Raw genomic sequence first — 25,331 nt, forward strand, 5'->3', positions numbered from 1 at the left:
CGGAGGCCTCGCATATCAGTCGTCAGGTTCCGGCAGCACCGGTCCGGGGGTGACCGATACGTGCCGGAAGGCAGCGAGACGGGAGCGAGAGACAACAGTTAATGTCGTCGTGCGTGAAGCCGGACTCGACCCTCCCCGGGGGAGCACACACGGTGTCAGGTACAGACTCGACGGCGACCGACGAGACGACGTACACCGAGGGCGAGATCCGGACGATCGCGCTGGCGATCATCGCCGGGGTCCTGTTCGGCGGGGTCGCGACCGGCGTCGCCTTCCCCACCCTCCCGCTTCTGGACCGGATCCTGGGTATCTCGTCGCTGATGCTGGGGATCATCCTCAGCGCCAACCGGATCTCCCGGCTGCTGATGAACACGCCCGCGGGCAACATCATCGACAGGTACGGCGCCCGCCGGCCGATGATCGTCGGCCTGTTCGTCCAGGCGCTGGGTCCGTTCGGGTACGTGCTCGGGCTCTACACCCCGCCGGGCGTGTTCACGGTCCCGGGGCTGGGGCCGGTCTCCTACCCCGGGGTCGTCTTCGTGCTCGCACGGGCGATGTGGGGGATCGGGAGCGCCTTCGTCTTCCTCGGGGCGTTCGCGACGATCACCCACGTCACCACCAGCGACAACCGCGGCCGGTGGCTGGGCTACCTGCGCGGCGGCCAGTCGCTCGGCTTCCCGACCGGGCTCGTGCTCGGGGGGCTGGTCGCCGACATCTACAGCGCCGAGGCCGCCTTCCTGATCGCCGGCGTGCTCGCCTTCGTCGCCGGGGTCGTCGCCTCGCTCGTCCTCCCCGAGGTGAAAGCCGAGACCGACCAGCAGGCCCGGCTGCGGGACATCCCGGCGATGCTCCGGCGCGAGCCCCGCATCTTCCCGCTCGGGGTCGGCAACATGACCATCCGCTTCATGTTCGGTGGGGTGTTGCTCTCGACGGTCGCCTCCTACGCCACCGCCTCGAACATGCAACTGTACGGCCTCTCCGGGGGCGGCATCAGCGGCGTGGTGCTGGCGACCGGCGTCTTCTCCTCCTCGGTGACGATGGTCCTCGCCGGTCGGGTCTCGGACCGGCTTGACAACCGCGTCGTCATCACCGTCCCCGCCTTCGTCGCCATGGCAGCCGGCCTCGCATTGCTCGGGCTCTTTCCCACGCTCGAGGCGCTGTTTCTCGGCGTCGCGCTCGTCGGCATCGGCACCGGCGGCTCCGGCCCCGCCCTGCTCGCCATCCTCGGGGACATCACCCCCGGCAGCGAGATCGGCCGGATGGGCAGCGTCTACAATGTGATGGGCGACGTCGGCCTGGTGCTGGGCCCGCTGCTCGCGGTGCCGATGGTCGAGGTCTGGCCGGGCTACCGGACCAGCTACTACCTCTACGGGGCCGCCGTCGTCGCCACCATGGCCATCGTCGCGGTCCCGCTGCTCCGGTACGACGTCACCGACGTCGTCTCCGACACCGCCTGAGTGTCGACGGTCTGCTGGCCCCGCGCCTGCCTCGCTCGGCCGGCTACTCGCTGCCGTTGACGACCGCGGTCTCGAACCCCTCGCCGGTCAAGGAGACACCCGCCGCACAGACCGCGTGCTCGAAGGGGTGCTCGTACAGCTCCCGGGCCGCCCCCGCCGCCTCGGTCGCCGCGAGCTCGAACGGCTCCGGACTGTCACGCTCGTAGGTCGCCACGAGCGTCGGCTCCGTCACCCGCTCGACGAGCAGGGCGTCCCGCCGGACCGTCCCCACCAGTGCACCGGGCTCCTCGTCGACCGCGGGGTCGTCGGTCAGCCCGACGATACCGGCGATCCGGGGGGTGTCGTAGTCGTCCTTCTCGAAATCCAGTGCCGCGAGCGGGCCCGCCAGGGCGTCGCGTGCCGGCGTCCCGAGCGCGAGTTTCTCGGCGACGGGGTCGACGTGGGAGCCGTTGCCGACCACGACCCCGCGGTCGGTCCGGCGCAGGCAGTTGTAGGAGATGTAGGAGTTGTCACTGGGCGGGGCCTCGGGCGTCGGCTCGACGGTCACGGCGCCGTCGCGTTCGACGGCCCGGCGGTTCGGGAAGGACCGGGAGGAGACGCGGTAGGCGCCCACCTCCGGCGCGACCACGAGGAAGCGTCCGACGTACATACCCCCGACTGGCCGGCCGGCGGGCAAATCGGTGTCGGTTGCCGGACAGCGTTCAAGTACAGAGGCGGCCCCAGCGTCGGCATGGCGACCGAGGAAGACTGTCTGGCGGCGCTCCGGGCGGCCGCGCGGGAACTGGGCGAGTCGCCCACCAAAGCGCAGTACGAGGACCTGGGACTGACCCCCGCCGCGTCGACGATCCTCCGTGTCTGTGGCGGCTGGAACGAGGCCAAAGAGCGCGCCGGGCTGGAGACGTACGACGCCGGACAGTTCGGCGGAACCGAGGTGGGTCCCAAGCCTGACCACGTCGACCTCACCGACGAGGAGTGGGAAGCGCTCTCGGGACACCAGCGGTGGTACCGGAAGAACCTCGACCACTCGCGGGAGCGAAAGCGACGGCGACGACGGGAACTCGTCCGCTGGGTCTACGAGTACAAACGGGACAACTGCGAGTGTCGCGAGTGCGGGGAGGAGCACCCGGGCTGTCTGGAGTTTCATCACCCCGACGGGACCGACAAGGAGTTCAGCGTCTCCCGGCGCGCGAACCGTGGCCACTCGAAGGAGAACATCCGTGCGGAGATGGAGCGATGTGTCGTCCTCTGCGCGAATTGCCACCGGAAGGAACACTACGAACCGCCGACGCGGCCAGAAAGCGACAGGGTTTAGTTGCAAAGCGCGAAGAGTGATGTAGAGTCCCGTGGGGTAGCGGCCAATCCTGCGAGCTTCTGGAGCGTGGCGAGAACACCTCTCCCGCGCGGAAACGGCTCGCGACGGAAGTTCGAATCTTCCCGGGACTATGACTCTGGACGCCGAAACCCCGACCGGCAGGACCGTTCGAGCCCCTCTCTCATCCCTCCTCTGGAATCGTCACGGGCTCGAACCGCTTGAGGCCGAAGTAGGTGTTCAGGACGGCACCGAACCCGACGGCAGCGACCCCGAGCTGCACGAGGCCCCCGACGTAGGGAACCATCCCCAGAACTTCCAGCGCGACCAGGAACACCCCGACCCCCGCAACCGTGGCGACCTGCACCCGCTCGACCGGGACGCGCGTGCCGACCAGGTAGCCGAAGACCACCTGGCCGTAGACCACGACCAGGAATTCGGCGACGAGCCCGACGATAGCGACCGGGATCAACACGAGGGTGAACGCCATGTACACGAACAGGACCAGCAGCGTCGCCGCCCCGAGAGCGCCGACGACGCCGCTGACGAGCGTGTGGTCCGTGACCGCGCTGCCGGCGTTCTCGAGCAGGGCCGGGTGGCGGCCGACCAGCCACCACCCGATGGCTCCGAGCACGAGAAACTGCAGCAGGAACCCGCCGACCCGCTGGCCCGGGGAATCGGACGGCACCGGCGCCGCGAACTCGGAGACGCGTCCGACCGTCGCGCCGTCGGCGACTACCGAGTCCCCGGCGATGGTCTGGACGGTTCCGGTCACCGTCGCCCCGTCGGCGACGGAGAGATTGCCGGCAAGCAGCGTCACGTCGCCGTCGACCGCCCCCTCGACCCGCGTGGTCCCGCCGATGGCGTAGACGTCCCCGCTGACAGTGCTTCCGACGGGCACGGTGGTCGTTCCGCCGGCGACCACGTGCACGTCCTGGAGGGTCTCGAGGCTGGTGTCCCCCTGGAACGTCACCGACAGCTGCTGGACCTCGCCGCCACCGACCGAAATCATGAGCAGGACGACGACCAGAAGCGGGATCGCGTCGGTCGGGCTCACGTCGCCGACTCACCCCCGTCGCGAACGAGTTCGACCATCCGGTGGGCGTACAGCCCGACCGCGAGGCCGAACAGCAGCAGCAGGGACAGCGCCTGGACGACGTTGAGGTGTGACAGGAGGGTCAACTCGGCCGCCTGGAAGTACAGCGCCAGCGCCGTGCTCGTGAACGTGGCCAGCCAGCCGGCGACGCCGATGCCGACCGCCGACCGCGTGCCGACCGTGCTCGCGGTCGAGAGGTCCGGCCAGAGGGCGAAGTTCAGCGTCGTGTAGAAGCTCACCGCGACCGCGTAGACGGCGGGGTTGAGCGGTGACGCGCCCCCCTGCGCGAGCGACGGGAAGACCGCGGCGAGCCGCAGGTCCGAGGTGTAAAGCACGTGTGTCAGCGCGAACAGCGCGAACGTCCAGAGGAACACGCGGGACAGCGAGTAGTTGACGTAGATGACGCCGGCCATCACCGCGCCGACGACGTGCGCGACGGCGATGAACAGCCGCGTCGAGAGCTCCGGGGACTGCCACGAACTGAGGAGCAGCGACGGGGTGTCGATGATCCGCAGAAAGCCCAGGCTGTCGATGAAGAACACGCCGAACATGAGGGCCACGGGTACCACGAACGCGAGACTCCGTGTCCGGATCTCGGGGTGACAGAACCGGCCGGTCCCGAACGCGCGGTGCTGTGTCCCCAGCTCGGCGAGCAGGGCGTCCAGCCGGTCGACCCGGGCGAACGAGAGCACCCCGAGGACGAGCGCACCGGGGACCATCGCGGCGACCATCACCCGGCTGAAGACGTCGACCGACCACGAGAGCGGGACCGCGTTCGCGACGAAGTAGGCGATGGCCGTGACCGCGGCGGCGACGTACCCGCGGTCGGGGACCGGGACGAGGTCGATAGCAAGCGAGAACGAGACGGGGAAGCCGACCCCGAGCCCGACCGACGCGGCGACGACCCAGGCGCCGAACGCGGACACCGAGCGAACGTTTGGGGCGACGAGCGTGAGCACCAGCTGGAGACAGACGACGCCGAACAGCACCCGGAGTTTCGTCCGGAGCGCGGTGTTCCACCCGCCCCGGTCCATCGCCACGCCGGTCGCGACCGCGACGACGAGCGTACTCAGCGCGAGGACGGCCATCCACGCCGACACCGCCGTCTCGGAGAGGCCGACGAGGCGGGTCCCGAGGTCGATGAGCCCGAGCTGGACGAAGGTGATGTTGTAGTAGTAGCCGGCGACCATCAGCGCGACGAACAGCACGTACCCGAACGCCGTCGTCCACCGACCCTCCCGGACGTGCCTGACGAACTCCATGTGGGGTCGCCGTATCACTTCTTGTTAGCGAGACGTAATAAAAGGCGATGGGGGCGTGTCCGGTCGGGACGGCGTCGCTATCCTGGCTCGCGGGTCGTGTGCCGGGCTCCCCCTGGCGGTTCGAGTTCACCGGTCAGCGAGGGCCTGCAGCACTGCCCGGTTCGGTGCCCGCCGGTCCGCGGAGGTACGCGCCCACTCCGGCGGCGAGCCCAACAGCGAAGGCGACCCCGAGCGCGAGGGTGATCCCGACCCTGAACAGACCGGCGAGGGCGACGAGGGCGAACAGAAAGACGGCGCCGAATCCGCCGAAGGCTCCCGCGACCCGCTGGCGTCGGGCTGGCGCCTCGCCGGCCAGCCCCAGGTACACCCCGGCCGCGGCGAACGCGCCGGCAGCGACCCCTGCCGGAATACCGAGCAGCAGGGAGAACTCGACCCACGGCTGGGCGAACTCGGTCACGGCGACGCCGACGAGCAGGAACGCGGCGGTCCCGGCTGCCAGGGCCAGCCCGAGCGTCTTGGCGTTCATGTCCAGGTATTCACTTCAATTGATATTATGTGTTCGGGCCCACTCGGCGGCGGTCGGAATGCGGGATGGGACGCTTGAGGTTCACTCACGTGTGCGGTCGCACATCTCCCAGCATGGACCGCCGGGCGTTCGTCAGTGGCCTGTTGGTGCCCGGAAGACGCGGACGGTGTCGCGCTTGCCGGGTTCACAGACCAGCTGGGCGAGCCCCAGCCCGGAGAACACCGCCTCCCAGTCACGGTAGTACAGCGGGAAGTCGTCGCGGACGCAGCTCACGTCGTTGCCCGGGCGGCCGCGCTCGGGGCTGTTACCCTCGTTTTCGGCGGTGACGAGCAGGTCGTCCGTGACCCGCACCAGTTCCTCGAACACCCACTCGTTGTCGGGGTGGACGTGCTGGAGCGTCTCCACCGAGTAGATGACGTCGAACTGGCCGTCCCCGAACCCGGGGACGACCTCCTCGAGGGCACCGGTGTGGAAGGTACCGGTCTCGGCCAGCTCGGGGTAGTACTCCGCCATCACCTCGAAGGATTCGTCGTTGATGTCGACGCCGGTGAGGTTCTCGAAGCCGCTGTCCAGAAGGTGGGCGAGGTGGCGCCCGGAGCTACAGCCGACTTCGAGGACCGCCGCACTCTCGTCGGCGTAGTACGAGAGCACGTCAGCGAGCGTCTCGCTCACTTCGTTCGGCCCGATCTCGGCGTAGTAGGTCGGGGAGAACTCCCCCGAGCGCTCGGCCCAGCTGCGGTGGGTCTCCTCCGGGTCCATACTCCTCCCGACGACCCCCACACGGCTAAAGTCACGGATCCCCGTTCGACGCCACCGGGCGGTGCCGTCCCGGCGCGGTGGTCCCGTCCGGCACGACTGCCGGAGTCCCAACGTACAACTGCCGACCCGGTGTAGCGGGGGAGCATGGCCGACACCGACGAGGACGGCGGAACACACACGGTGGAACTGTCGCTTTCCGACGCCGAGTACGACAGGCTGCAGGCGCTCGGTGACGACCCCGAGGGGGTGCTCGCGGGGGCGCTCGAGCGGGAGTTGCGCGTCCGGGAGGCGGCCGCCGCCGCCGAGACGCGCCGGGCCGGCGAGGCCGAGGAACCCATCGACGTGCCGCCGCTCGGGCCGCTGTCGGACTCCCCGGTCGGCAGCCTGCTGGGCTGGGAGGTGGAGTCGGTCGGTGACGGCGAGGCGACCCTCTCGATGGAGGCGAGCAGCCGCCACGCCAACCGCGGCGGCCCGGTCCAGGGCGGGGTCATCACCGCGCTCGCGGACACGACCACCGCCTTCGCGTTCATGACGACCCTCGACGAGGGGGAGTCGACCACCAACATCGAGCTGAAGATCAACTTCCTGCGGCCGGTCTTCGAGGACCGCCTCGAGGCGACGGCGACGGTCGTCGACCGCGGCCGGACCATCGGGATGGTCCAGTGTGACGTCCACAACTCGGCGGGGAAACTGGTCGCGCGGCTGTCGACCACCTACATGGTGTTGCGGGGCGACCGGGGCGGGGGGGAGTGAGAGCCTCGCCTCCGGACACCGTTTTGCGTCCTGCGCTGTATCGGGGACCGGTCCCTTTCCCAGTTCTGGATCCGGGGAGCGGCGCTGGCTCCGAGCCGGTCGGACTGCCGTCCAGCAGTCGTCCGGCCGGGCACACGCCGCCTGTCCGACAGTTCCAGGATTGATACTCCGGCCCAAACGGTTATGCCACCGATCCGCGATACTGCGACAATGGCCACGTCGGCCCACCCGGAGACCCGCGTGCTCCACGTGGACGACGACCCCGCCTTCGCCGACCTGGCGGCCGACATCCTGGAGCGCCAGCGGGCGTCGCTGGTCGTCGAGACCGCGACCAGCGCCGCCGAGGGGCTCGAGGTGCTCGCCGACGGGACGGTCGACTGCGTCGTCTCGGACTACGACATGCCCGGCCAGAACGGCATCGAGTTCCTCGAGACCGTCCGCGAGGAGTACCCCGACCTGCCGTTCATCCTGTTCACCGGGAAGGGGAGCGAGGAGGTCGCGGGCGAGGCCATCTCCGCGGGCGTCACCGACTACCTCCAGAAGGACGGCGGGACCGACCAGTACGCGCTGCTGGCGAACCGGGTCGTCAACGCGGTCGGCCGGGCCCGCGCCGAGCGGACCCGCCGTCGCCAGCTCGAGGCCATCGAGGCCGCCCAGGAGGGGATCGCCATCCTCGACGCCGACGGCCACTTCACCTACGTCAACGAGACCTACGCCGCACTCTACGGCTACGAGCCGGGGGAGCTCGTCGGCGAGCACTGGGAGCTGGTCTACCCGGACGACGAGGTTGGCTTTGCCCGCGAGGAGGTGGTCCCGACCGCCCGCGATGAGGGGCGCTGGCACGGCCGGACGACCGGGCTCCGGGCCGACGGCACGACCTTCCCCGAAGACCACGTGCTGTCGGCCACCGAGGCCGGCGAACTCGTCTGCACCGTCCGGGACGTCTCGGGCCGCGAGGAGCGCGAACAGGAGCTCACCCGGTACCGACGGCTGACCGAGGCCATGGGCGACCCGGTCTACGTGCTCGACGCCGACGGGTACTACACGTACGTCAACGACGCCCTCGTCGAGACCTTCGGCTACGAGCGCGAGGAGCTGCTCGGGGAACACGCCTCGCTGATCATTCCCGACCCGGCCTTCGAGCGCGGCAGCGACCTCATCCGCGAGCTGCTCGCCGACGAGGACCGCCAGAGCGTCACCTGGGAGCTCGAGAACGTCACCGCCGAGGGCGAGGAGGTCGTCGTCGAGAACCACCTCGCCCTCCTCCCCTCGGCTGACGGGGAGTTCCGTGGGACGGTCGGCGTCGTTCGCGACATCACCGAGCACAGGGACCGCGAGCGCGACCTGCGCCGGTACGAGCGGATGGTCAACGCGATGCAGGAGGCTGCCTGTATCTACGACGAGGAGGGCCGGTTCGTGGTCGTCAACGAGTACCTGGCGGACTTTTATGAAACGACGCGCGAGGCACTCCGTGGCCGGAAAAGCGACCTCATTCCGGCGGTTCGCGAGGAGAGTGACGGTGACCCCTATGCGGAGCTGCTCGCCGGCGAGCGCGAGCAGTTCCGCGGCCGGGTGACGAGCGAGTTTCTGGGACGCGGGACCGAGACCCTCTCCTACCGCCTCGTGCCGCTGACGGTCGAGGGGGAGACCGAGGGGGTCGTCGGCGTCGCCCGGGAGGTCACCGAGTCCAGGGAACGCGAGCGGAGGCTGGAGCGCCAGAACGAGCGCCTCGAGGAGCTGGCGAGCGTGGTCTCTCACGACCTCCGGAACCCGCTCAACGTGGCACAGGGCCGGGCCAAACTGGCGCGGGACGGCTCCGACAGCGTCCACCTCGACGCGGTCGTCCACGCGCTCGACCGGATGGAGGCGCTGGTCGACGACCTCCTGACGCTCGCACGCGAGGACGGCGCCGTCGAGGGGACCGAACCGGTCGACCTCCGTCGGGCCGTCGAGGGCTGCTGGCGGACCGTCGACACGGCGCGGGCGACGCTCATTACCGACACCGGTCGGGTGGTCAGAGCCGACTCCATCCGGCTCCAGCAGCTTCTCGAGAACCTCTTCCGGAACGCCGTCGAGCACGGCGGCGACGGCGTGACGGTGCGGGTCGGCGACCTCCCCGACGGGTTCTACGTCGCCGACGACGGCCCCGGCGTCCCGCTCGAGGCACGCGAGCGGGTCTTCCAGAGCGGCTACTCGACCCGGGAGGACGGGACCGGACTCGGGCTGGCGATCGTCCGCGAGGTCGCCCTGGCCCACGGCTGGACGGTCACCGTGACCGAGAGCGCCGACGGCGGCGCGCGCTTCGAGGTCACCGGCGTCGAGGTCGCCTGAGGCGAGCGCCCCGGGACGGGACGGTTCTCCCGCGGGCAGTTACTCCGAGAGGTCGACACCGCCGCCGGGATCGAGTTCCAGCTCGCGGGCCAGGGCCCGGCCCGCCTCCGAGACGATGCGCTTCTCGGCGGATATCTGGTGGGCGTGGGTTCCCTCCAGCTCGCAGACCTTGGCCGCCCAGGGCGCGACGCCGTCGGCACCCCCCGCAGTCAGCTCCTGGTGGGTCAGCACCTTCAGATAGGTGCTGACGTTGACCCCGCCGCTGTAGCGGGCGACCTCCAGGGTCGGGAGTGTGTGGTTGGTGCCGACGGCCTTGTCCCCGAAGACCACCGGCGCGTGATGCCCCAGAAATAGCGACCCGTAGTTGTGCAACCCGTCCATCAGCGCGCGGGGCTCGTCGGCCATCACCTGGAGGTGCTCGGGCGCCCAGTCGTTGGCGACCGCCGCGGCCTCGTCGCGGCCCTCGACGACGACCACCTCCCCGTTCTCGCGCCAGGCCTCGCGGGCGACGTCCTCGGTGCGGAGGTCTGGGAGCTGATTCCCGAGTTCCTCCATCGCGGCCGCCGCCGTCTCGCGGTCGGTCGAGACGAGCGCCGCCCGCGAGCGCGGGTCGTGTTCGGCCTGGGCGAGCAGGTCCGTCGCCACCAGCTCGGGGTCGGCGGAGCCGTCGGCGATGATCAGGACCTCGGTGGGACCAGCCAGAAAGTCGATCCCGACGTGGCCGTAGACCTGGCGCTTGGCCTCGATGACGAAGACGTTGCCCGGCCCGGTGACCTTGTCGACGCCGGGGACGGTCCCGGTCCCGTAGGCCATCGCCGCAATGGCCTGTGCGCCGCCGGCGACGTAGACTTCGTCGGCGCCGGCTCGGTCCATCGCGTACAGCTGTGCGGGCTGGACCGACCCGTCGGCCTGCGGGGGCGCGCAGGCGACGACGGTGTCCACGCCCGCGATGACCGCGGGGACGATGGTCATCGCCGGCGCCGCCACCAGTGGCTTCCGGCCGCCCGGGACGTACACCCCGGCGCGCTCGACGGGGACCAGCCGCGTCCCCAGCCTGACCCCGTCCTCGACCTCCTCCTCGAACCCCTCCAGGTGGGCGAACTGCTCCTCGTGGAACTCGCGGACATTTCGAATGGTGTTGTCGATGGTCCGGCGCTCCGCCTCGGTCAGCTCTTCGGCGGCGGCCTCGATTTCCTCCTCCGAGACGCGCAACTCCTCGCGCTCGACGTCGTCGAACCGCCGGGTCAGCTCCCGCACGCCCGCGTCGCCGTCCGCGCGCACGGTGTCGACGATCTCCCTGACCGACTCCGTCACGTCCTGGGGGATCTCCAGTGAGGCGTCGGCCGCCGATTTGAGGTACTCCATACCACACCCGTTCCCGTCCGAGGGACAAAACGTCACCGCGGCTCGCTCTGTGGGTGGGCAAACCGGCTTACAGGACTCGGAACGCCTCCGCGTGCCCCACTCGCGCGGCTCGCTGTCGCCGAGGCCGCTACGCGGTCTTTCGAACGACCTCGCCGTTCCCGAGGACCTCGCACGGCGCTCGTCGCGGCCGGAGCCGCGACAGCGCGCGCCCGATGCTGGCCAGGCCGGGCGGGATCCAAGAGGGACCACCAGGGGCTTCATGCTCTCCGGAGGCCTGGTTCGGGCTCTCCCCGAATACGGCACCACTCACAGCACCGTGCCGTGTTTCTTCTCCGGTAGCTCCTTCTCGACGTCCTCGTAGAAGGCGAAGCGAGCCTCCAGTTCCGCCCGGAGTTCGGAGGGCGGGACGACCTCGTCGATGACAACCTCGCTCGCCATCCGGCGGACGTCGATGTCCTCGCGGAACTCCTCGCGCAGCTCCTGCTCGCGGGCCGCGCGCTCGTCTTCGTCCTCGATGGCGTCGAGTTCGTTGGCGTAGACCGCCCGGATGGCTGCCTCGGGACCCATGATCGCGATCTCGCCGGAGGGGAGACCGATGACGCTCTCGGGGTCGTAGGCCGGTCCGCCCATCGCGTAGATGCCCGCGCCGTAGGCCTTCCGGACGACGACGGTCTGCTGGGGGACCGTCGCCGAGGAGGTGGCGTAGATGAAGCGTTTGCCCTGCTCCAGAATCCCCTCCTTCTCGACCTGCGAACCGGCCATGAAGCCGGGTGTGTCACAGAGATAGAGGATGGGGATGTTGAACGCGTCGGACTTCCAGATGAACTGGGCGGCCTTCTCGGCGGCGTCGGGGAAGATGGCGCCGGCCCGCTGGGCGGGCTGGTTGGCGACCACGCCCACCGGCCGGCCGTCGACCCGGCCGTAGCCGGTGATGATCTCCGGGCCGTACTCCGGCTGGAGCTCCAGGAAGGAGTCGGCGTCGACGACCCGCTCGACCAGCCGGTGCATGTCGTAGCCCCGGCGCGGCCCCTCCGGAATGACGCTGTCGATGCCCCGGGGCGAGCGGGCGGGCGCTTTCCCATCGCGGCGGGGCGGGCGCTCGTCGGCGTTGTCGGGCAGGTAGCCTATCAGCTGGGCGACCAGCTCGCGGGCGTGGTCCTCGTCGTCGGCCACGAGGTCGGCGCTGCCGGAGTGGCGGGCGTGCACGTCGGGCCCGCCGAGGTCTTCGAGGCTGATCTCCTCGCCGGTGACCATCTCGACCATCCGGGGGGAGGCGATCGCCATCGCGGACATCCCGCGGACCATCACGGTGAAGTCGGCGAAGACGGGGGTGTACGCGGCGCCCGCGATGCAGGGGCCATACAGGACGCAGACCTGTGGGACCCGGCCGGAGAGCATCGAGTGGTTGTAGTAGTACTTCCCGATCCCCTCGCGGTTGGCGAAGAAGCCGGTCTGCTGGTCGATCCGCCCCCCGGAGGAGTCCATCAGATAGAGCACCGGCCGGCCGGTCTTGAGCGCGCGCTGTTGCATCCGGAGGAACTTCTCGACGCCCTTCTCGGCCATCGAGCCGGCTTTGACGGTGAAGTCGTTGGCCATGAAATGCAGGTCCCGGCCCTCGAAGCTCGCCGCGCCGGTGATCAGTCCGTCCGCGGGTAGCCGGTCGTCGGCGTCGAACTCCGCGAAGCGACCGTCCTCGAAGGTGACCTCGCCGAACCAGAGGTCGATCCGGTCGCGGACGAACAGCTTCCCCTGGTCGGCCAGCCGTTCCTTGTACTTCTCGGGGCCGCCCTCGATGATCTCGGCGATCTCCTCGTGGAGCCGGCGCTCCCGGTGGGTCGGGCCGAGCACCTCCACGACGGCGATGGGCTCCTCGCCGTGCTCGCCGTAGACGGCGACCTCGTCGACGTCGGCGTCGACGTACTCGGCGACGGCCCGGGCGAGGCTCTCTGCCTCCTCCGCGGTGGTCTCCCCGTCGACTCTCAGGTCCATCTCCCGGGCCTTCGACGGCGACTCCCGAAAACACTTCGGCGTCACTACCGGCAGCGGTCGACCGAGGCCGGAATAACGTGGCAGTCCCACCGGCGTGGATGACCGGCTTCACCATCGGGCGCGCGCTGTCGCGCGTGTTCTCGCGCGACAGCCGCCGTGCGAGGGATGAGCGAACGCGGGAGCGAAGCGACCGGGTGAGCGAATCGGCTGGGGAGGTGAGTGGTGTCGGGTGGGTCTGAAAGGGGCGAGGCGTTCGACGAAGGAAGGCGACGCAAGCACCGCAGTGAGCGAAGCGAGCGAGGAGCACAGCGAGCCTCCCGAGTCGAACGCCTCGGGGCTTTCATTCTGTCCCGAGTCCTGACCGGCGAAACCAAGCACCACCCCAATTTCACCCGCAACCGCCAAATAGCGGGACCCACACACCGGAGGTATGGACCGAACGGCCGCGGTCGCGCGGGAGACCGCCGAGACCGAGGTCGAGGTGACCCTCGACCTCGACGGCGAGGGCGAGACGACCGTCGAGACCGGCGTGGGCTTTTTCGACCACATGCTCGATTCCTTCGGGACTCACGGCCTCTTCGACCTGACCGTCCGGTGTGACGGCGACCTCGCGGTCGACGACCACCACACCGTCGAGGACGTCGGCATCACCCTCGGGGAGGCCCTCGCGGAGGCGCTGGGCGACAAGCGCGGCATCGCCCGCTTTGCCGACCGGCAGGTCCCGATGGACGAGGCCCGCGCCGAGGTCGTGCTCGACGTCTCCGGCCGCCCCTATTTTGCCTTCGAGGGCGAGTTCTCCCAGGCGTCGGTCGGCAAGATGACCAGCTACATGGCCCGGCACTTCCTGCGCTCGCTGGCGACGAACGCGGGGCTGACCCTGCACGCCGAGATCCGGGGGGAGAACGCCCACCACGAGGTCGAGGCGCTGTTCAAGGCGACGGCGCGGGCGCTGGACGACGCCACCCGGATAGACGAGCGCCGCGGGGACGCTCCGAGCACGAAAGGCGAGCTGTAGGCGTTCTCACATGCTGGGAGCGGCCATCCGGATTGAAAAGCGCGGGGGTGTCATGTCAAGACATGCCAGACAACTCGGACCCGTTCGGCCCCTGGACGGGGACTGCGATGGCCGACGCGGACGCCGCCGACCTGCTGCGGACGGCCGGGTGGGGCGTCCTCGCGCTGGCCGACGGCGACCGGCCGTACAGTATTCCCGTCTCCTTCGGCTACGACGGCGAGGCGGTCTACTTCCTGCTGGTGCGACGGAGTCCGGACGACAGGAAGTTCGCGTTCATCGGTGACGGCCAGCCGGCGCGCCTGCTCGCGACCCGGGTCAACGCCAGGTTCGACTGGGGGTCGGTCGCCGTCACCGGGACCGTCCGGGCGGTCGACCGCGACGGCGAGGGGTGGGGGACGCTCATCGCGGCCCTCGGGGGGAGCGACTGGTTCTCGCCGGCGTTCGACGCCGCCGAGGAAGTCAGTGGGGTCCAGGGGTGGGCGCTGGAGCCCGACCGGGTCACCGGAATGGAGGTCCGGCCGGACCGGTGACATCCTCCGCCGGGCATATACCCCTGGCCCGGCGACGTCGTGGTATGTTCGAGGAGATCATGGAGAAGTTCTCGGATTCCCCGAGCCAGCAGCGCGTCATCCGGCTGCTTTTGGAGCGGGGCTTCTCCGTCAACGAGGAGGGGCGGGTGGTCTCGGGGGGGATCGAGATCCCGAACACGGGGATCGCCCGCGAGGCCGGCGTCGACCGGCGGGTGGTCAACGCCACCACCGACGCCATCCTCGCGGACGACGAACTCCGCCCCATCTTCCGGAACATCTCCGCGGTCCCGAGCCTGATGGACCTGGCGCCGGTGCTCGACATGACCGTACTGACGGTGGCGGTCCGGGACGCCGAGGAGTCCGGGATCGTCGCCGCCGTCACCGGCCGGATCGCCGACCGCGAGATCCCGGTCCGGCAGGTGCTCAGCGAGGACCCCGAGTTCACCGACGAGCCCCGGCTGTACGTCATCACCGACGCGCCGCTTCCCGGTGACCTGATCACCGAACTCCAGGGACTGGAGTTCGTCCGGCGGATCGAACTCGAATGAGCCGCGACGCGGGCGGGTCCGGGGACCCGCCAGACGACACCCACACCGTTACCGTCGCCCATCCGGAGGGGAAGACGCGGCTCTCCGTTCCCCACGGAGCGGTCCTCCGGGACGCCCTGTTCGCGGCGGACCTGACCCCGCACAGCCGGGCGGGTCGGCGGCTCAACTGCGGCGGACGCGGGCTCTGTGCCACCTGCGGGGTCCGGGTCGAGGACGCGCCCGTCCCCGACCACTGGCACGACGACCTCGCGGCGCGTTTCGGCTACCCACGGCTCTCCTGTCAGATACGCGTGACCGACGACATGCGGGTCGAGGTCCCCGAGAAACTGGTCTGGGGCGGGCGGGAGACCGGCGGGAGCCAGAAATGAGCGGCTGCGGTCAGGGGATCAGTTGCTCGCCGTCGTCGTCGTAGAGAGCGATGGCGTCGACCGGGCAGGTCCGGGCGGCGAACTTCGCGTCCAGTTCGGCGCCCTCGGGGACCTCGCGGACGAAGATGTCCTCCTCGCGCTCCTCGCTGTCGACCAGGTCCGCCTTGCCGTCGTCCTCGTCGCGCTCGAAGGCGTCCCACTCGGCGGTGCACTGGAACATCCCGATACAGGTGTCGCGGTCGAACTCGACGTGCATGGCTGTGTGTGAGGCGGCGAGGGTAATGGTGTTGGCGGCGCTGGTGTTCGGGGAGTCATTGTCTCGCAGGGATAGAAAGCCCCGAGGCGTTGCGGTCGCGCGCCTCGCTGCGCGCTTCCATCGCTCACCGCGTTCGCTCTGTCCAGTGCTTTCGTCGGCGTGCTTCCCGCAACGCCTCGCCCCTTTCAGTCCCACCCGTGCTCGCGGCTTCGCCGCTCGCTGCCCCGTTGCGCTCGCTTCGCTCGCGCAACGCACGCCACACACCCCCCCAGCCGACTGCGCTCCTCGTCGCTCGCGATGCTCGCTCCTGCGGTGCTCATCCCTCGCACAGTATCGTCGCGACACGTGGCCGCGACAGCGCGCGCCAGAGAAGAGTCCGGTATCCGCTACACGAAGGAGAACAGGCTGACCTCGACCCGCGAGCGGGGGTTTAAATCCGGTGACGCCCCAGGGACCGCCAATGGACGTTGCGGAGATCCCGGCGGTCCCGGAGTGGCTCCCCGACCACCTCCGCGGGGAGGGCGTCGAGTCGCTGTACCCGCCACAGGCCGAAGCCGTCGAGGCCGGCGTCACGCGCGGCGAGAACCTCGTCGCCGCCGTCCCGACCGCCAGCGGGAAGACGCTGGTCGCCACGCTGGCGATGCTCGCGAGCGTCGAGCGCGGCGGGAAGGCCCTGTACATCGTTCCGTTGCGCGCGCTGGCCAGCGAGAAACGCGGGGAGTTCGAGGCCTTCGAGGAGTACGGGCTGGACGTGGGGGTCTCCACCGGGAACTACGAGTCCGAGGGCGGGTGGCTGGCGGGGAAGGACATCATCGTCGCCACCAGCGAGAAGGTCGACTCGCTGGTGCGCAACGACGCCCCCTGGCTGGACGACCTCTCCTGTGTGGTGTCCGACGAGGTCCACCTCGTCGACGACGGCGAGCGCGGACCCACGCTGGAAGTCACGCTCGCCAAACTCCGCCAGATCAACCCCGGCCTGCAGACGGTGGCGCTCTCGGCGACCATCGGCAACGCCGACGAACTCGCCACCTGGCTCGATGCCTCGCTCGTGGATTCGGACTGGCGTCCCATCGAACTCAAAAAGGGAGTGCACTACGGCGACGCGCTCCACCTTGAGGACGGCAGCCAGAAGCGGGTCGCAGTGCGGAACAGCGAGGACCAGACCGCGGGGGTCGTCCGCGACACGCTCGGGGAGGACGGCTCCTCGCTGGTGTTCGTCAACTCCCGGAACAACGCCGAGGCGGCGGCCAGGCGGCTGGCATCGACGACAGCGGACTTCCTCGACAGCGAGGAACGGGAGCGGCTGGCGGAGGTCGCCAGCGATATCCGCGAGGTCAGCGACACCGATACCAGCGACGACCTGGCCGACGCCGTCGAGTCCGGCGCGGCTTTTCACCACGCCGGGCTCGCAAGAACCCACCGCTCACTGGTCGAGGAGGCCTTCCGGGACCGGCTGGTCAAGGTGGTCTGTGCCACGCCGACGCTGGCCGCGGGCGTCAACACCCCCTCGCGGCGCGTCGTCGTCCGGGACTGGCGCCGCTACGACGGTACCGCCGGCGGGATGAAGCCCCTGTCGGTGCTGGAGGTCCACCAGATGATGGGGCGGGCCGGCCGCCCCGGGCGCGATCCGTACGGCGAGGCCGTCCTCACGGCCAAGAGCCACGACGAACTCGACGAGCTGTTCGAGCGCTACGTCTGGGCCGACCCCGAGCCCGTCGAGTCGAAGCTGGCCGCCGAGCCCGCCCTCCGGACCCACATCCTCGCGACCGTCGCCTCCGGCTTCGCCCGGTCGCGGGAGGGGCTGCTCGACTTCCTCGAGGGGACGCTCTACGCGACCCAGACCGCCGAGCGCGGCCGGCTCGCGGAGGTCGTCGACCGCGTCCTGACCTACCTGGAGCGGAACGGCTTCCTCGACCGCGAGGGCGGCGAACTGAGTGCGACCGACCTCGGCCACACCGTCTCGCGGCTCTACCTCGACCCGATGAGTGCCGCGGAGATCCTCGACGGGCTGCGCGCGGCCGGCCGCGAGTCCGGCGCCGGTGCCGGTGCCGCGACGGAGACGGACGGGGAGCCGACAGCCGAGGGCGCCTTCCAGTCTGCGAGTGACCTCCGGGACGGGACGGCCGGCGGCGCCGAGCCGACGGCCGGGGCGGGCGCCGGCGACGCCGGTGTCGACCCGGAGGAAGTCTCGGCGCTTGGACTGTACCACCTCGTCGCGCGCACGCCCGACATGTACGAACTCTACCTGCGGTCGGGCGACGAGGAGGAGTACAGCGTGCTCGCCGCCGAGCGAGAGGAGGAGCTGCTGGGCCGGCCGCCCTCGGAGTTCGCCGCGGAGTTCGAGGACTGGCTGTCGGCGCTGAAGACCGCCCGGCTGCTGGAGGACTGGGCGGGCGAGGTCGACGAGGACACCATCACCGAGCGCTACGACGTGGGGCCCGGCGACATCCGCGGGAAAGTCGAGACCGCGGAGTGGCTGCTCGGGGCCGCCGAGTCGCTGGCGGGTTCGGAGGGGCTCGAGGTCGTGCCGGCCATCCGCGAGGCCCGGACCCGGGTCGAGCACGGCGTCCGGGCGGAGCTGGTCGACCTCGCGGGCGTGCGCGGCGTCGGCCGCAAGCGTGCCCGCCGGCTGTTCGACGCGGGCATCGAGAGCCGAGCCGACCTCCGGGACGCCGAGAAGGCGACCGTCCTGGCGGCGCTCCGTGGCCGCCGGCGGACCGCCGAGACCGTCCTGGAGAACGCCGGCCACCGCGACCCATCGATGGACGGTGTAGAGCCTGACGGGAGCGTTTCCCTCGAGGGTATCGAGACGGGCGACGGGAGCGGACGCGACGCGAACGAGACGGGCGAGGACCAGTCGAGCCTGGGTGACTTCTGATGGAGGTCGTCGAGGGGGAGGCGACGGTCGCGGACGTCGACGCCTTCGTCGAGGAGCTCGCGGCGGTCGGCGAGGAGCACGGGTCGACGGTCCAGGCCTTCGACGCCCGCTACGTCGTCGGGCGCGAACACATCGAGCGGGCGGTCGCGCTCGCCGGGCGGGCCCGCGACCGCGGCGAGGCCGTCGCCGACGACCCCGCCGTCGAGATACTCCTGTACGCTGCCGGCCGCCGTCAGATCACCGACGCCCTGGAGATGGGCGTCTCGGAAGGGGAGTGTCCCGTGGTCGCGGTCGCCGTCGGCGGTGACGAGGAGAGCGCGGCCGCCGCGCTCCGGGAGTGGCTGGCGCCCGCGGAGACGCTCGGGACGTACGACCCCGGTCGCGTCCGGGACTTCTTCGGCGTGAGCGAGGACGAACTGGCCGCCACCGAGGGCGACCTCGCCGACGTCGTCCTGGAGCGAGTGGCGCTGCTGGTCGTGAACAGATGAGAGGGGTGCGCGACTGATGCCGGCGCTGACCGACCCCGTCGACATCGGAGGCGTCACGGTGCCGAACAGGCTCTACCGCGCGCCGCTGCTTGAGTGTGCGGGCAACGGTCCCGGCGCGGTCGACCAGCTGATTCGGGAACTGGAGCCGACCGCCGCCTCGGGCGTCGGCCTGATATTCCAGGGGGCAAGCATCGTCACGCCGGAGGGTGGCTGTGCCGCGCCGAACATGACCCGCGTGCACGACCCCGAGTTCGTCGCGCGCTGCGAGCGGCTGACCGACCGGATACACGACCACGGCAGCCGGATCTTCATCCAGCTCGGCCACGGCGGGATCCGGAGCCTGGGGCTGTGGCACGCCGAGCACGACGCCGGCCCGCAGCCGGCGGTTTCGCGCCCGCCCTGGCAGCTCCGGCTGGCGGACCGGACAGGATTGGTCGACCTCAAGCCGGACGTGCTCTCGACGCGGGAGGTCGAGGAACTCGCGGAGGCCTTCGGCCGGGCGGCGGGTTACGCCGCCGACGCCGGCTACGACGGGGTCCACCTCTCGGGGGCGAACATGGGGATCGTCCAGCAGTTCCTCTCCCCACATTATAATCGCCGCGAGGACCGCTTTGGCGACGGCGTCGAGTTCCTCCTCGCAGTGCGGGACGCGGTCCGCTCGCAGGCGGGGCCGGTCCCGCTGGTGACCAAAGTACCGGCCGAGACCCGCGCGCCGCCGTTCGTCGGGCGGTCACTGTCCCGCCGGGACGGGCGGCGCATCGCCCGCCGGCTCGCCGATGCGGGTTTCGACGCGGTCGTTCCGGTGGAGGTGTCGGTCTACTGGGACACGAGCGTCGTCCGCGGGCGGTATCCGTCGCAGGCGTGGGCCGCCGAGGGGCTGCAGGACGACTACGCGGCGGCCTTCGGCGGCCGGCTGCGCGCGCGGACGGTGCAGGCGCTCACCTGGCTGGACGCACACCGGAACCCGCCGGAGCCGGGATGGAACGCCCGCTTCTGCCGGGAAGTCCGCGAGGCGGTGGACGTGCCCGTGCTCTGTGAGGGTGGACTCCGCGGTCGAGGGCAGTGTGAGTCCCTGCTCGGCGAGGCCTGCGAACTGACCGGGATGGGTCGACCCTTCTACGCGGAGCCGCGGCTGGGGGCACGACTGCTCGGTGGTGGGGGTCGGGAGGGCGACGGCGGGGAGCAGCGGGCGCTGTGTGAGAGTTGCAACAACTGCACAGTTCCGCAGGTGACCGGCGAGCCCGGCCGGTGTCGGACGGCTGCGGTCGTCCGCGAGCGTGGTCGGCTCGAACGCGACGGTGCCTACGAAGGAAAGGATTAGGCGTCGTCGACCATGATGACGGCCTCGCCGTCGATGGCGATTTCGTCACCGTTCGTGACGCGGGTAGTGAGCCGGAACTGGTCGTTGCCCAGGTCCTCGACGATCTCGCACTCGGCGGTGACGCGGTCGCCGATCCGGACGGGGCTGTGGAACTCCAGGTCCTGGGAGAGGTAGATCACCAGTCCGGGCACGCGCGCGAGCGCGGCGCTGATGAGGCCGCCGACCAGGGTGCCGTGGGCGATCCGGCCCCGGAACCGGGTCTCCTCGGCGAACTCGTCGTCGAGGTGGAGCGGGTTCGTGTCGCCGCTGGCAGCGGCGAAGCTGGCGACGTCCGCCTCGGAGATCGTCTTCGTGAACTCGAAGCGGTCGCCGACGGCGAGGTCGTTGGCATCCTCCGCTGCCAGACTCACGTCCCAGCTGTCGAGGTCTTCGGCGGCCTCGACCGACTCCGTCGACGCCCCGGCGTCGTCGTCTTCCTCGTCCTCGTCGCCGGACGGCTCGACGCCGAAGGCCGCAAAGGCCGCCCGGTTCGCGGCGATGACGCTGTCGAACACGTACGAGGACGTCTCCGTCCACGTGTCCAGCAGCGTGGCGCCGGTCTGTTTAGAACTCATCGCCAACACCCTTGTCGGCACCCCGTCTTAAATTGTGCGGGTCGTTATCAGACATGAACCGCGATACGGCTCCGTTCTCCGGGGATTCTGGCGGGTCAACTGGCCACCGGCCGGCGAGAGTCAGCTGCTCCATCGGTACTCTGTCCGGCCGTACGCGCTCAAGCCACTTGACGGTATTGGATGGTTTCTGATGGTATGCAAAGTAAAGCTTATCTGTCAACGGCCCGTCTCTCAGCCCGATGACCGAGGATAGCGACGGGCCGGTGTGGCCGCCGACGATGTTCGAGATGTTTCAGGAGACCGGAGAGCAGGCTGTCGAGCAACAGCAGGAGCTGTTCAAGCGGATGTTCGCGGGGATGTCGGGCGGGGTCGACATGAACGACCTCGGCGCGATGACCAACACCGCGACGTTCAAAACGCGGGTCCAGAGCGGCGGCCGCATCAGCATCCCCGACGCCGAGCGCGAGGCGCTGGACATCGAAGAGGGCGATATCGTCCAGACCGTCGTGATCCCAGTCAAACGCAACAGGGAGTAACATGAACTACACGAACCCAGTGACGACGACGTTCGAACTGCAGCGCAAGACGATCGAAAGCAGCCACCGCGCCCTCGAGCGCGGTGTCGAGACCCAGCGGCGGCTCGCCGAAGCCGTCGTCGACGGCATGGAGACCACGGAGACCGCCCAGCGCCGGACGGTCGAACTCTCGCGGCAGGCCGCCCACAACACCCTCGACGCGGTGGAGGCCGGCCTCCCCGGCATGGAAGAGGCCGTCGCGGAGCTCCGCGGGACTGTCGACGAGGGCTACGACCTGCTGCTGGAGAACCACGCCGAGGCCTTCGACAGCGCCGTCTCGGAGTACGAGAACGGCCTCGACGCCACCGACGAGTACGTCGACGGGGCCCTCGACGCGCTCGACGAGCAGGTCTCGGTCCTGGTGGAGGCCCACGAGGAACTCGAGGCCCAGTCCGTCGAGGCCGCCGACCGGTTCGGCACGCAGGTCGAGAAGCTCCAGGACGACGTCGAGGAGATGCAGGAACAGCTCCGCGAGATGCAGAGCCAGGCCACGGCAGCCGCCGAGGCCTGAGATAGCGTTTTCCCACACCCGGACATATTATCAGACCATGAACGACCAACAGGAGCAGTGGACCGAGATGATGGAGCAGATGAACGACGCGGTCGCGGAGTCGATCGAGCAGAACATGGCCGCCCAGGCCGACTTCGTGGAGTCGTGGGCCGAGGCCGTCGAGGGGTCGGTGCCCGACGAGGACGTCGTGGCCGACGGCATCGAGGGGTACAACCGCGCCTACGAGGTGTGGATGGACGCCGCCGAGCGGATGGCCGACCGGAGCGCCGCCATCGCCGAGGGCGAGGACGTCGCCCCGGAGGAGTTCCGGGACATCTGGCTGCAGTCGGCCAACGAGGCGTTCAAGGAAGTGCTCTCGACTGAGGCCTTCGCCGCGGCCAACGGCCAGCTCGTCGAGTCGATGATGGAGATGCGCGGGGACGTCGACGAGGCGACCCAGGACGCGCTGGCCCAGGCGGGGCTGGCCACCCGCGACGACGTCGAGGAGGTCGGCGAGCGGCTGGTCGAGCTCGAGCGGCGCCAGCACGCCGTCGAGAAGAAACTCGACCGGATCCTCGAGGAGCTGTAGCCATGGCGTACAACCTGTTCAGCGCGGCGCTGGACGCACAGACCGAAGCCCTCGAGGCGGCCGGCGACGCCGTCGAGCGGAGTCAGCTGCTGCCGAAACGGCTCTCGGAGATCGCGACCATCGAGGTCGGCACGACCCCCTCCGAGGTGGTCTACGAGGAGAACAAGCTCGAACTGCTGCACTACGAGCCCCAGACCGACGAGCAACACGGGGTTCCGATCCTCATCACCTACGCGCTGATCAACAAGCCGTTCATTCTGGACTTGCAGCCAGACCGAAGCGTCGTCCGCCGGCTGCTCGAGGCCGGCCACGACGTCTATCTCGTCGACTGGAACGAACCCTCCCGGCTCGACCAGCACCTCACCCTCTCGGATTACATCAACCGCTACATCGACAACTGTGTCGACGTCGTCCGCGAGCGCTCGGGCCAGGACAGCATCAACATCCTCGGCTACTGCATGGGCGGGACGATGATGGCGATCTACACCACGCTGTACCCCGAGAAGGTCAGGAATCTCGGGCTGATGGCCGCCGGCCTCTGCTTCGACGAGACCGGGGGGGTGCTGGAAGACTGGGGCAGTGCCAACTACTACGACCCCAGCGATGTCACCGACGCGCTGGGGAACGTCCCGGCGGAGATGCTCGACGACGGCTTCGCGGTCATGGACCCCGTCGACAACTACGTCACGAAGTACGTCGGCTTCTACGACAACATGGACAACGACGACTTCGCGGCGAACTTCGCCCGGATGGAGCGGTGGCTGGGCGAGGGGATCGACGTCGCCGGCGAGGCCTACGTCGAGTTCCTCGAGAAGATCTACCAGAACAACGAACTGTACAACGGCGAGATGGAACTCGATGGGGAGCACGTCGACCTCTCGAAGATCGACATGCCCGTCCTCCTGCTGATGGGCGAGTACGACCACCTCATCCCCTCCGAGTCCTCGAAGCCGTTTCTGGACGTGATCCCCAGCACGGACACCACCACCATCGAGTACCCCACGGGCCACATCGGCCTCTCGGTCTCCTCGGCCTCCCACGAGGAGGTCTGGCCGCAGGCCGCCCAGTGGTTCATCGACCGCATGCCCCCCGAAGAGGTCGCCGAGGTCGACACCGACATGGTCGAGACCGACCTCGGGACCGAGGGCGAGGAGCATGCCGAGGGCGAGAGCGACACCGGAGCCGATGTCGAGGATGACGACGGCGTCGACATCGAGGTCGAGAGCCCGGAGGACGCCGGAAGCGACGAAACTGACGAGGGAGGGGTCGACGAGGACGGTATCGGGGCTGCCGATGTCGAGGTCGTCAACGGGATCGGCCCGACCTTCGCGGGGCGGCTCCGCGAGGCGGGCGTCGAGACGGTCGGCGACCTCGCCGACTACGACGCCGCCGAACTCGCGGAACTCGCCGAGACCACCGAGTCCCGCGCGGCCGACTGGCTCGAACAGGTCTGACTGCCTGCGGCTTCAGTCGTCGTCCGCGTTCGCGGCCGGCGCCGTCCGCCCGTCCCCTCCGAGCCACGGGAGCCCCTCGAGTTCGTTCCCGACGTACTTGCCCCCGAAGGAATCGTCCGCGAGCTCGCCGTAGGCGTCGTGCTGAACGATACTCTTCATCACCTCGCTGGCCCCGCCGAGGTAGCGCCCGACACGGACGTCGCGCTGGAGACGCTCGAGGGGGTACTTGTCGGTGGTCGCGACCCCGCCGACGACCTGCATACAGGTGTCGGCGATTTCGTGGGCGAGGTCGTTGCCGTACCACTTGGCCATCGCGCTCTCCATCCGCCCCGCACCGAGTCCCTCGCGGTCCAGCACCCGTGCGGCGCGGGTGTTGAGCAGGTAGGCCGCGTCCAGGCGGGTCGCCATGTCGGCGACCTCGTGGTTGACCGCCTGGAGCCGCGAGAGCGGTCGGTCGTCGACCTCCCGCTCCATGGTGTAGTTGGCCGCGACCTCGAGGGCTCGCTGGCTGGCACCCAGACAGTAGCGGGCGACGGTGAGGTGTTCGAGGTTGAGTTCTGCGGTGATGTACGGCCACGCCGCCCCCTCCTCGCCGACGAGGTTGGCGCCGGGGACGTGGACGTTGTCGAAGCGCATCCAGGCGGCGCCGGTCCCCCGGAAGCCGTGCCAGTCGGACTGGTCCTCCAGCAGGTCGACCCCCGCGCTGTCGGCGTCGACGACGAACAGCGAGACCCCCTCGCGGTCGCCGTCCGCGCCGCTGGTGCGGACGGGGACGAAGTAGAAGTCGCCGTAGGCCGCGAAGTCGATGAACCGCTTCTCGCCGTTTATCACCCACTCGTCGCCCGCCTTCTCGGCGGTCGTCTCCAGGTTCGCGAGGTCGGTCCCGCTGCCGGGTTCGGTGTAGGCCTGTGAGACCACCAGTTCGCCGTCGAGCATCGGTTCGAGGTACTGCTCGTGGAGGTGGTCGTTCCCGTGGTCGTACAGCGTCCGCCCGATGTGCTGGGTGAGCGAGGTCTGGCAGGCGTGGACGATGGTGCCACAGTAGCCCACCGCTTGCTCGGTCAGCACCGTCTCGACGACGCCCTTCCCGCCGCCCCCGTGGTCGGCGGGGACCGCGACGCCGTTGAAATCCCGCTCGCCCATCCGGGAGACGTACTCCGCCCAGTCCGCGCGCGACTCCTCGTTGTCGTCGAGCGCCTGGAAGTGCTCCCGTCCCAGCCCGTCGGTGAAGACCTCCGTCTGCAGCGTCTCGACGCAGTCCTCGAGGTAGGTCCGTTCCTCGGCCGTCAGTGACGTGTCGGCGCCGATCATGCCTGTGACCACGTGACAGGGGCACATAAACCCGCGCTCGGTGGGGT

General features: G+C 69.8%; 25 protein-coding genes and 1 tRNA gene. 16 read left to right on the forward strand and 10 right to left on the reverse strand.

What is annotated here, in order from left to right; genetic code table 11:
• Positions 1–152: 152 nt before the first annotated feature.
• Positions 153–1,457 carry an MFS transporter gene (locus GN153_RS10885; protein ID WP_201287876.1) on the forward strand — a complete coding sequence of 435 codons (1,305 nt, stop codon included), beginning with the start codon at positions 153–155 and terminating at the stop codon, positions 1,455–1,457.
• Positions 1,458–1,500: 43 nt separating this feature from the next.
• Here the strand turns inward: GN153_RS10885 and GN153_RS10890 are convergent, their stop codons facing one another.
• Entirely contained in the window at positions 1,501–2,106 is a 606-nt protein-coding gene (locus GN153_RS10890) for an IMP cyclohydrolase (protein ID WP_159902651.1), read from the reverse strand.
• Positions 2,107–2,187: 81 nt separating this feature from the next.
• Here GN153_RS10890 and GN153_RS10895 point away from each other — a divergent pair, with 81 nt between their 5' ends.
• Positions 2,188–2,769 (forward strand): homing endonuclease associated repeat-containing protein, encoded by a 582-nt coding sequence (locus GN153_RS10895; protein ID WP_159902653.1) that lies wholly within the window; start codon positions 2,188–2,190, stop codon positions 2,767–2,769.
• A 25-nt stretch (positions 2,770–2,794) separates the two neighbouring features.
• A tRNA-Gln gene (locus GN153_RS10900) sits at positions 2,795–2,900 on the forward strand.
• Positions 2,901–2,950: 50 nt separating this feature from the next.
• On the opposite strand, the gene GN153_RS10905 is transcribed toward GN153_RS10900, so the two are convergent.
• The 4 genes from GN153_RS10905 to GN153_RS10920 form a co-directional block, all read right to left on the reverse strand.
• On the reverse strand, positions 2,951–3,823 hold the full coding sequence (locus tag GN153_RS10905; protein ID WP_159902655.1) for a polymer-forming cytoskeletal protein: 873 nt from the start codon (positions 3,821–3,823) through the stop codon (positions 2,951–2,953).
• On the reverse strand, positions 3,820–5,124 hold the full coding sequence (locus tag GN153_RS10910; protein ID WP_159902657.1) for an MFS transporter: 1,305 nt from the start codon (positions 5,122–5,124) through the stop codon (positions 3,820–3,822). The genes GN153_RS10905 and GN153_RS10910 overlap by 4 nt, the downstream gene beginning before the upstream one ends.
• A gap of 133 nt (positions 5,125–5,257) precedes the next feature.
• Positions 5,258–5,650 (reverse strand): hypothetical protein, encoded by a 393-nt coding sequence (locus GN153_RS10915; protein ID WP_159902659.1) that lies wholly within the window; start codon positions 5,648–5,650, stop codon positions 5,258–5,260.
• Between the two features lie 132 nt (positions 5,651–5,782).
• Entirely contained in the window at positions 5,783–6,409 is a 627-nt protein-coding gene (locus GN153_RS10920) for a class I SAM-dependent methyltransferase (RefSeq protein WP_159902660.1), read from the reverse strand.
• 144 nt (positions 6,410–6,553) lie between these two features.
• Here GN153_RS10920 and GN153_RS10925 point away from each other — a divergent pair, with 144 nt between their 5' ends.
• Together GN153_RS10925 and GN153_RS10930 are read left to right on the forward strand one after the other, a co-directional pair.
• Positions 6,554–7,162 (forward strand): PaaI family thioesterase, encoded by a 609-nt coding sequence (locus GN153_RS10925; protein ID WP_159902661.1) that lies wholly within the window; start codon positions 6,554–6,556, stop codon positions 7,160–7,162.
• A 210-nt stretch (positions 7,163–7,372) separates the two neighbouring features.
• Positions 7,373–9,493 carry a PAS domain S-box protein gene (locus tag GN153_RS10930; protein ID WP_201287877.1) on the forward strand — a complete coding sequence of 707 codons (2,121 nt, stop codon included), beginning with the start codon at positions 7,373–7,375 and terminating at the stop codon, positions 9,491–9,493.
• A gap of 39 nt (positions 9,494–9,532) precedes the next feature.
• On the opposite strand, the gene hisD is transcribed toward GN153_RS10930, so the two are convergent.
• Together hisD and GN153_RS10940 are read right to left on the reverse strand one after the other, a co-directional pair.
• Positions 9,533–10,858, reverse strand: a complete 1,326-nt coding sequence (gene hisD, locus GN153_RS10935) for a histidinol dehydrogenase (RefSeq protein WP_159902663.1) — start codon at positions 10,856–10,858, stop codon at positions 9,533–9,535.
• A 306-nt stretch (positions 10,859–11,164) separates the two neighbouring features.
• Positions 11,165–12,847 carry an acyl-CoA carboxylase subunit beta gene (locus GN153_RS10940; RefSeq protein ID WP_159902664.1) on the reverse strand — a complete coding sequence of 561 codons (1,683 nt, stop codon included), beginning with the start codon at positions 12,845–12,847 and terminating at the stop codon, positions 11,165–11,167.
• 430 nt (positions 12,848–13,277) lie between these two features.
• Here GN153_RS10940 and hisB point away from each other — a divergent pair, with 430 nt between their 5' ends.
• The 4 genes from hisB to GN153_RS10960 all read left to right on the forward strand — a co-directional run bounded on the left by hisB (position 13,278) and on the right by GN153_RS10960 (position 15,308).
• The gene (hisB, locus tag GN153_RS10945) at positions 13,278–13,862 is read left to right on the forward strand and encodes an imidazoleglycerol-phosphate dehydratase HisB (protein WP_159902665.1); all 585 of its coding nucleotides are present in this window, start codon (positions 13,278–13,280) and stop codon (positions 13,860–13,862) included.
• A gap of 62 nt (positions 13,863–13,924) precedes the next feature.
• Complete coding sequence (locus GN153_RS10950) at positions 13,925–14,392, forward strand: pyridoxamine 5'-phosphate oxidase family protein (protein ID WP_159902666.1); 468 nt, start codon at positions 13,925–13,927, stop codon at positions 14,390–14,392.
• A 44-nt stretch (positions 14,393–14,436) separates the two neighbouring features.
• On the forward strand, positions 14,437–14,940 hold the full coding sequence (locus GN153_RS10955; RefSeq protein WP_159902667.1) for an amino acid-binding protein: 504 nt from the start codon (positions 14,437–14,439) through the stop codon (positions 14,938–14,940).
• Entirely contained in the window at positions 14,937–15,308 is a 372-nt protein-coding gene (locus tag GN153_RS10960) for a 2Fe-2S iron-sulfur cluster binding domain-containing protein (protein WP_159902668.1), read from the forward strand. Before GN153_RS10955 ends, GN153_RS10960 begins: the two co-directional genes overlap by 4 nt.
• A gap of 10 nt (positions 15,309–15,318) precedes the next feature.
• On the opposite strand, the gene GN153_RS10965 is transcribed toward GN153_RS10960, so the two are convergent.
• Complete coding sequence (locus GN153_RS10965; RefSeq protein ID WP_159902670.1) at positions 15,319–15,564, reverse strand: ferredoxin; 246 nt, start codon at positions 15,562–15,564, stop codon at positions 15,319–15,321.
• Between the two features lie 460 nt (positions 15,565–16,024).
• On the opposite strand from GN153_RS10965, the gene GN153_RS10970 reads away from it, so the two are divergent.
• From GN153_RS10970 to GN153_RS10980, 3 genes are read left to right on the forward strand one after another with little or no spacing between them, the layout of a single operon-like run.
• The gene (locus GN153_RS10970) at positions 16,025–18,442 is read left to right on the forward strand and encodes an ATP-dependent DNA helicase (protein WP_159902672.1); all 2,418 of its coding nucleotides are present in this window, start codon (positions 16,025–16,027) and stop codon (positions 18,440–18,442) included.
• Positions 18,442–18,930, forward strand: a complete 489-nt coding sequence (gene cgi121, locus GN153_RS10975) for a KEOPS complex subunit Cgi121 (RefSeq protein WP_159902674.1) — start codon at positions 18,442–18,444, stop codon at positions 18,928–18,930. Before GN153_RS10970 ends, cgi121 begins: the two co-directional genes overlap by 1 nt.
• A 16-nt stretch (positions 18,931–18,946) precedes the next feature.
• On the forward strand, positions 18,947–20,251 hold the full coding sequence (locus tag GN153_RS10980) for an oxidoreductase (protein ID WP_159902676.1): 1,305 nt from the start codon (positions 18,947–18,949) through the stop codon (positions 20,249–20,251).
• Here the strand turns inward: GN153_RS10980 and GN153_RS10985 are convergent.
• Complete coding sequence (locus tag GN153_RS10985) at positions 20,248–20,865, reverse strand: MaoC family dehydratase (RefSeq protein WP_159902678.1); 618 nt, start codon at positions 20,863–20,865, stop codon at positions 20,248–20,250. The two genes, GN153_RS10980 and GN153_RS10985, sit on opposite strands and share 4 nt — an antisense overlap.
• A 239-nt stretch (positions 20,866–21,104) precedes the next feature.
• Here GN153_RS10985 and GN153_RS10990 point away from each other — a divergent pair, with 239 nt between their 5' ends.
• From GN153_RS10990 to phaC, 4 genes are read left to right on the forward strand one after another with little or no spacing between them, the layout of a single operon-like run.
• Entirely contained in the window at positions 21,105–21,401 is a 297-nt protein-coding gene (locus GN153_RS10990) for an AbrB/MazE/SpoVT family DNA-binding domain-containing protein (RefSeq protein ID WP_159902680.1), read from the forward strand.
• A gap of 1 nt (position 21,402) precedes the next feature.
• Positions 21,403–21,951, forward strand: a complete 549-nt coding sequence (locus GN153_RS10995) for a hypothetical protein (protein WP_159902682.1) — start codon at positions 21,403–21,405, stop codon at positions 21,949–21,951.
• Between the two features lie 37 nt (positions 21,952–21,988).
• The gene (locus GN153_RS11000) at positions 21,989–22,519 is read left to right on the forward strand and encodes a poly(R)-hydroxyalkanoic acid synthase subunit PhaE (protein WP_159902684.1); all 531 of its coding nucleotides are present in this window, start codon (positions 21,989–21,991) and stop codon (positions 22,517–22,519) included.
• 2 nt (positions 22,520–22,521) lie between these two features.
• Positions 22,522–23,973 carry a class III poly(R)-hydroxyalkanoic acid synthase subunit PhaC gene (phaC, locus tag GN153_RS11005; protein ID WP_159902686.1) on the forward strand — a complete coding sequence of 484 codons (1,452 nt, stop codon included), beginning with the start codon at positions 22,522–22,524 and terminating at the stop codon, positions 23,971–23,973.
• 12 nt (positions 23,974–23,985) lie between these two features.
• Here phaC and GN153_RS11010 read toward each other — a convergent pair whose 3' ends face one another.
• Positions 23,986–25,284 carry an acyl-CoA dehydrogenase family protein gene (locus GN153_RS11010; RefSeq protein ID WP_159902688.1) on the reverse strand — a complete coding sequence of 433 codons (1,299 nt, stop codon included), beginning with the start codon at positions 25,282–25,284 and terminating at the stop codon, positions 23,986–23,988.
• Positions 25,285–25,331: the final 47 nt, after the last annotated feature.

Source organism: Salinirussus salinus, assembly GCF_009831455.1.
GTDB lineage: Archaea > Halobacteriota > Halobacteria > Halobacteriales > Haloarculaceae > Salinirussus > Salinirussus salinus.

Coding starts and splice junctions, on each gene's coding strand:
- GN153_RS10890 (WP_159902651.1), bottom strand. CDS start 2,106: ATGTACGTCGGACGCTTCCTCGTGGTCGCGCCGGAGGTGGGCGCCTAC.
- GN153_RS10895 (WP_159902653.1), top strand. CDS start 2,188: ATGGCGACCGAGGAAGACTGTCTGGCGGCGCTCCGGGCGGCCGCGCGG.
- GN153_RS10910 (WP_159902657.1), bottom strand. CDS start 5,124: ATGGAGTTCGTCAGGCACGTCCGGGAGGGTCGGTGGACGACGGCGTTC.
- GN153_RS10915 (WP_159902659.1), bottom strand. CDS start 5,650: ATGAACGCCAAGACGCTCGGGCTGGCCCTGGCAGCCGGGACCGCCGCG.
- GN153_RS10920 (WP_159902660.1), bottom strand. CDS start 6,409: ATGGACCCGGAGGAGACCCACCGCAGCTGGGCCGAGCGCTCGGGGGAG.
- GN153_RS10925 (WP_159902661.1), top strand. CDS start 6,554: ATGGCCGACACCGACGAGGACGGCGGAACACACACGGTGGAACTGTCG.
- GN153_RS10930 (WP_201287877.1), top strand. CDS start 7,373: ATGGCCACGTCGGCCCACCCGGAGACCCGCGTGCTCCACGTGGACGAC.
- hisD (WP_159902663.1), bottom strand. CDS start 10,858: ATGGAGTACCTCAAATCGGCGGCCGACGCCTCACTGGAGATCCCCCAG.
- GN153_RS10940 (WP_159902664.1), bottom strand. CDS start 12,847: ATGGACCTGAGAGTCGACGGGGAGACCACCGCGGAGGAGGCAGAGAGC.
- hisB (WP_159902665.1), top strand. CDS start 13,278: ATGGACCGAACGGCCGCGGTCGCGCGGGAGACCGCCGAGACCGAGGTC.
- GN153_RS10950 (WP_159902666.1), top strand. CDS start 13,925: ATGCCAGACAACTCGGACCCGTTCGGCCCCTGGACGGGGACTGCGATG.
- GN153_RS10955 (WP_159902667.1), top strand. CDS start 14,437: ATGTTCGAGGAGATCATGGAGAAGTTCTCGGATTCCCCGAGCCAGCAG.
- GN153_RS10960 (WP_159902668.1), top strand. CDS start 14,937: ATGAGCCGCGACGCGGGCGGGTCCGGGGACCCGCCAGACGACACCCAC.
- GN153_RS10965 (WP_159902670.1), bottom strand. CDS start 15,564: ATGCACGTCGAGTTCGACCGCGACACCTGTATCGGGATGTTCCAGTGC.
- GN153_RS10970 (WP_159902672.1), top strand. CDS start 16,025: ATGGACGTTGCGGAGATCCCGGCGGTCCCGGAGTGGCTCCCCGACCAC.
- cgi121 (WP_159902674.1), top strand. CDS start 18,442: ATGGAGGTCGTCGAGGGGGAGGCGACGGTCGCGGACGTCGACGCCTTC.
- GN153_RS10980 (WP_159902676.1), top strand. CDS start 18,947: ATGCCGGCGCTGACCGACCCCGTCGACATCGGAGGCGTCACGGTGCCG.
- GN153_RS10985 (WP_159902678.1), bottom strand. CDS start 20,865: ATGAGTTCTAAACAGACCGGCGCCACGCTGCTGGACACGTGGACGGAG.
- GN153_RS10990 (WP_159902680.1), top strand. CDS start 21,105: ATGACCGAGGATAGCGACGGGCCGGTGTGGCCGCCGACGATGTTCGAG.
- GN153_RS10995 (WP_159902682.1), top strand. CDS start 21,403: ATGAACTACACGAACCCAGTGACGACGACGTTCGAACTGCAGCGCAAG.
- GN153_RS11000 (WP_159902684.1), top strand. CDS start 21,989: ATGAACGACCAACAGGAGCAGTGGACCGAGATGATGGAGCAGATGAAC.
- phaC (WP_159902686.1), top strand. CDS start 22,522: ATGGCGTACAACCTGTTCAGCGCGGCGCTGGACGCACAGACCGAAGCC.
- GN153_RS11010 (WP_159902688.1), bottom strand. CDS start 25,284: ATGATCGGCGCCGACACGTCACTGACGGCCGAGGAACGGACCTACCTC.